Here is a 5062-nt window from a genome sequence, read left to right as displayed (position 1 = left end):
GTGCGGATGTCGGGGGTGGGCGGCATGATCGGCGGATGATCGCACGCTTCAAGGATCTCTGTCTGGACGCCGCAGACGTCCAGACGCTCGGTGGGTTCTGGGCTCGCATCCTCGACGGGAAGCTCGTCGACACCGGGGACGGGGACGCCCGGGTGGATCCGGCCGGGGGCCGCTCCGACGCCGAGTCGATCTGGGTCAACCGGGTGCCCGAGCCGCGTACCGTCAAGACCCGCGTACACCTGGATCTGCGGTTGGCCGAGGCGGACCCGGCACCGTTGCTGGCGGCCGGTGCGCGGCTGATCCGCGAGCCGGACGCGGAGGTCAGCTGGTGGGTGCTGGCCGACCCGGAGGGCAACCAGTTCTGTGCCTTTCCGCCCGGCGAGCAGGCCCGGCCGCCGGGCCCGTTCGAGATGGTGGTGGACGCGGCGGATCCGGTGGCCCAGGCCACCTGGTGGTCCGGCGTCGTCGGCGGTGAGGTCGAGACCAGGAAGGGGTACGCGGCGGTGGTGGGCGTGGTTGGTTTCCCCTGGGACTACTGGGTTTTCGACCCGGTGCCGGAGCGCAAGACGGTCAAGAACCGGCTGCACTGGGACGTCGACCTGACCGGTCCGGAGCCGACCGCGCTGATCCGCGCCGGTGCCAGCCTGCTGCGGGAGCCGGACGATGCGGCGCGGTGGTGGGTGTTGGCCGATCCCGAGGGCAACGAGTTCTGCGCGTTCGCGCCAGGACCGAGGAGCTGACCGGTCAGGTCGACGTCCAATTCTGCGCGTTCGCGCCCCGACCGAGGAGCTGACCGGTCAGGTCGACGTCCAACCCTGCTGCCGCAGCCGGTCGATGCCGTCCAGCAGCAGGTCCAGGGCGAATTCGAACTCGAACTGGTCGTCGCAGCCCGCCCCGACGACAGTGGTGTCGTCGTGGGCGGCCGCCGTGGCGATCGCCGCGACGTGCGGGAACCGGGCCGCGACCTCCGGTGGCAGGGCCGCCGGCGGGATCGGATCGGCCGCGCCGGTGCGGCCCGCGTCCCGGGCGGTGTCGAACAGCTCCTGGCTGAAGCCCAGGACCCGGCTGCCCAGGGCGTGCATCACGTGGTGGGTGAGGTCGGTGCTGAATCCGTCGGTCAGCAGGATCTCGATCGTCGAGTCGATGTAGGCCAGGATGGCCGGCGTCGCCATGTTCCGCGACTCGATCGCCAGCGGCGCCCACGGGTGCCGCCGCAGTACCTGCCGCGCCGAGAGGATGCGGGCCCGCAGTGCGGGCTGCCAGCCGGTGCCGGCCAGCGGCGGGTCGATCTCGCCGACCACCACGTCGATCATGCCGTCGAGCAGTTCGTCCTTGTTGGCCACGTGCTTGTAGAGGGCCATCGGCACGACGCCCAACTCCTGGGCGAGATTGCGCATGCTGAGTGACTCGATGCCGGCCTGGTCGGCGAGGGCGACGGCGGAGTGCAGCACCCGGTCCCTGCTCAGCGGCGTCCGGCGCAGTGTCTCAGCCTGCTCGACCATCCCCGCCCGGCACCTCCGGCCTCGTCTTCCGGCGACTCGGGGAAACCATAACCGCCTTGACAGGTGTACGCCGTACACCTAGATTTCCCAACAGGAGGTGTACGCCGTACACCCCGGAGGGGAGGGTGACGATGAGGGCGATCGTGCAGGACCGGTACGGCCCGCCGGAGGCGCTCCGGCTCGCCGATGTCGACCCGCCCGTGCCTGCCGCCGACGAGGTGCTCGTGCGGGTCGAGGCCGCCGCGCTCAACGCGTACGACTGGCACATCGTGCGCGGCGACCCGCGACTGGCGCGGCTGGCCTTCGGCCGCCCGGCACCCCGGGCCCGGATCCGGGGCCGCGACTTCGCCGGCCGGGTCGAGGCGGTCGGCGCCGACGTCCGCGAGCTGCGCCCCGACGACGCCGTCTTCGGCGACCTCGGCGACGCCAGCGGCGCATTCGCCGAGTACGTCTGCGTGCCCGCGGCCCTGGTCGCGCCGAAGCCGGCGAACCTGACCCCGCCGCAGGCTGCCGCGCTGCCGCTGGCCGGTGTCACCGCCCTGACGGGGCTCTGCGACGTCGGGCAGCTCGAGCCGGGTCAGCGGGTCCTGGTCAACGGCGCCTCCGGCGGCGTCGGCACGCTCGCCGTCCAACTGGCAAAGGTGCTCGGCGCGACAGTGACCGGGGTGTGCCGCACCCGCAACGTGGACCTGGTCCGCTCCCTCGGCGCCGACCACGTCGTCGACTACACCCGCGACGACTTCACCCGCACGGCCGGCCGTCACGACCTCGTCTTCGACCTGGTCGGCAATCGGTCGTTGACCGCGCTGCGGCGGGCGTTGACCCCGACCGGGACGCTCGTGCTCTCCGGCGGTGGCGTGTACCGGGGTGGCAGCCTCCTCGGGCCGGTCCGGCTGCTCACCCAGGGGCGGCTGATCGCCCCTTTCGTCCGGCAGCGCATCCGTGTCCTCACCGCGACACCCAGCCGCGCGCACCTCGACACCCTCCGCGCCCACGCCGAGGCGGGCCGCGTGACCCCGGTCATCGACCGCAGCTATCCGCTCGCCGAGGTGCCGCAGGCGATCCGCTACCTGGAGAGCGAGCACCCGCGGGCGAAAGTGGTAATCGCTATCTGACCGTGGCCTGTGGCGCTACCCAGTGACCGCCCGGGTGCACTAGCGTTATCTGAAGCATCGCCGCCAGCGCGTACGCCGTCGCCGTCGATACGCCACCGGCCGACCCCGACCCGCCCGATCGGTTGGTTCTCGCGGGAACAGCCCCTCACCGGCTCATCGGTTGGGCAGGATCGTCCCCAACGAGGAGGTGTCGTCGTGGTGCAGGACACCCGCGCTCTCGCCCTGACGTTCGAGGTGAGCGGCCTGCCACCTGTCAAAACCGAGGCATTGTCCATCTTCGCCGCCGGACATCGGCAGGCGACGAGGGTACGCGCCCTGCTCCGCGCCGCCTGCGAGGCCGCGCAACAGACCGGCTGGACCCCGCTGTCCGGGCCGATCGAGGTGGACGTGACCCTGCGCTGCCCGCCCGGGCACCGCACCTCCGACGCCAGCACCCTGCTGGGCGGGGTCTGCGCGGTGTTGCAGGACAAGAAGCGCGTCGCCAACATCGGCCTGGCCCACCTCGGGGTGCTGGTCGACGTCGCCCTCTACGACGACGACCGGCAGATCCGCCGGTTGTCGTACGCCGAGGAGGCGGCCGAGGAGTTCTCGTATCAGGTACGTGTCGCCGCCGTGCCGGAGGCGGTTTGACGGGTGGCCACGCCGGGGTACGGCAGCCGCCGATGAAGGGAGCGTCGATGTCGGAGCCACATGTCACGCTGGAGCCTCGTGATCCGGTGCAGGAGAAGCTGCGTGGGCCACTGGAGGAGCAGCTGACCTCGGCCCTCCAGGCCGCCGCCGACCGGGTCCGGGACAGCTACGCCGGAGAGCCGGTGGAGCAGGTGTGCCAGCGGCTGCTCGACGAGACGCGCGGCGGCCTGCATCCCGACATCGCCGCCGCCTTCCAGCCCGACATGGACGAACTCTGCCGGGTCGCCATCGCCATCGTGCGCGGCGAGACCACCTGAGCCGCTCCGGGTGACGGGCCGAGACCGAGGTCGGTAAGGCTCACCGCCACCTGCCGGCGTCCGCTCCGCGCGGCTGTCGACACGGGTCAGGACCGGCCCCGCACGAGCCGGTCCTGACCCCGGTGCCGGCGTGGCAGCGGGCCAGCCGAGCGCTGGCGCGGCGTGTCGACCAGCCCCAGCACGGTAGCCGGCCCGCCCGCACTCAGCTCCACGGTGCCCCACACCGGACCTCGGCGTCGCGACCCACGGAGTCGCGACGCCGAGGGCGAGGTTAGGCGCGCCAGCCGAGCTGACGCCCGCCGGAACGGACGATTACCAGCAGAGGGTAAAAGCGGCAGACGGCTGTAACACCGCACCGCCCGCCGACGCTGATCAAGCCGAGGGCAGGGCCACCTCCCCGACTGCCGGCGTGAAGAGCAGCCGGGAGCGCACCCGGCGGAAGCCGGTCCGCTCCAACTCCGCCACCACGGCCACCCGGTGCGCGTCCACGTCGACGACCACCTCGTACGCCCCGCCTGCGGCCAGCGTCGCGACCGCGTCGGCCAGCAGTTCGCCCCGGGCCGCCTCGTCGAGGAGTCCGAAGTAGGCGATCATCGGAAAGCAGGCGTGTGCCGTCGGTGCGGCCAGCCCCACCGGCTCGTCGTCGTCGAGTGCCACGCGCCAGTCCGACGTCGGGCCGGTCAACCAGGCCAGCGGAGCACGGGCCAGGTCCACCCCACCGACCATCCGGGCCGTCTCCGCGCCGGTGAGCAGTTCCGGCGTACCGATCCGGGCGACAAGCGACTCGATCTCCGCCGCGTCGACGGCCGGCCGGAACGAGAACCGACAGGCGCTGGCCGGCAGCGGCCCACCGGTCCACGAGCATCGGATCCGCTCGCCGCCCTCGACCAGGCCCGCCTGCCGAGCCGCCGCCGCCGCCGTCTCGACCACGGCACGCACCTGCGGCTGCCGACGCCAGTAGGCCGGCGCCGAGGCGTGGTACACCTTGGGACCGCCGAGTACGTCGTGGGCGGCGCGCAGCAGCGCCGCACCCTCGTGCGGCTCGGCGGCCAGATCGAACCGCTCCAGCCACGGCTCCCCCACCGAGCCGGGTGGCAGCAGCCAGGCGGCTCGGGCCACCACCCGGCCGTTGCGCAGCGCGACCCAGGTGCGTTCGGGCTGGTAGCCGCCGCCGGCGAGCCCGTCGGCGTAGCTGACCTGCCGCAGTTGCGGCAACGGGTCGGGCATCGAATCGAACAGTTCTTCCTCGCCCGCGACGAGCGGGCGGATGACCAGATCGGTCATTGACGGACCTCCGGAACGCGACGCCCCGTCAGATCCGCGTGGACGCCGGACCGCGGGAGGGGCGCAGAACATCGGACATCGTTCTGACCTCCTTCCCACTCGACGGCGTACCCCCACCCTACCGTGCCCACCACCACCAAGACTGTGGGAGATCTTGGACGTTCTCGGCCCACCGGGGGCCAGAAGCGTCCGAGTGTCGGCACGGGGTGGGGTC

At 72.5% G+C, this 5062-nt stretch carries 6 protein-coding genes; 4 read left to right on the top strand and 2 right to left on the bottom strand.

Annotation, left to right across the window (positions count from 1 at the left end):
* The coding region (locus C1I93_RS28225; protein WP_220039608.1) for a VOC family protein at positions 1 to 740 on the top strand (740 nt) is incomplete at its 5' end.
* A 57-nt stretch (positions 741 to 797) separates the two neighbouring features.
* Here C1I93_RS28225 and C1I93_RS28220 read toward each other — a convergent pair.
* Positions 798 to 1502: a TetR/AcrR family transcriptional regulator gene (locus C1I93_RS28220; RefSeq protein WP_111246304.1), complete on the bottom strand. Its 705-nt coding sequence runs from the start codon at positions 1500 to 1502 to the stop codon at positions 798 to 800.
* 131 nt (positions 1503 to 1633) lie between these two features.
* Between C1I93_RS28220 and C1I93_RS28215 the strand changes: the two genes are divergently transcribed.
* From C1I93_RS28215 to C1I93_RS28205, 3 genes are all read left to right on the top strand, one after another.
* The gene (locus C1I93_RS28215; RefSeq protein ID WP_111246303.1) at positions 1634 to 2617 is read left to right on the top strand and encodes an NAD(P)-dependent alcohol dehydrogenase; all 984 of its coding nucleotides are present in this window, start codon (positions 1634 to 1636) and stop codon (positions 2615 to 2617) included.
* A gap of 198 nt (positions 2618 to 2815) precedes the next feature.
* Entirely contained in the window at positions 2816 to 3247 is a 432-nt protein-coding gene (locus C1I93_RS28210; RefSeq protein ID WP_111246306.1) for a RusA family crossover junction endodeoxyribonuclease, read from the top strand.
* A 47-nt stretch (positions 3248 to 3294) separates the two neighbouring features.
* Positions 3295 to 3564, top strand: a complete 270-nt coding sequence (locus tag C1I93_RS28205) for a hypothetical protein (RefSeq protein ID WP_111246302.1) — start codon at positions 3295 to 3297, stop codon at positions 3562 to 3564.
* A 372-nt stretch (positions 3565 to 3936) separates the two neighbouring features.
* On the opposite strand, the gene C1I93_RS28200 is transcribed toward C1I93_RS28205, so the two are convergent.
* A complete protein-coding gene (locus C1I93_RS28200; protein WP_111246301.1) occupies positions 3937 to 4848 on the bottom strand; it encodes an acetyltransferase in 912 nt (303 codons plus the stop codon).
* Positions 4849 to 5062: the final 214 nt, after the last annotated feature.

This window comes from Micromonospora endophytica (assembly GCF_003236305.1).
Taxonomy (GTDB): domain Bacteria; phylum Actinomycetota; class Actinomycetes; order Mycobacteriales; family Micromonosporaceae; genus Micromonospora; species Micromonospora endophytica.
Note: the sequence above shows the minus strand (reverse complement) of the source record. Positions and strands in the feature narration are given on the sequence as shown.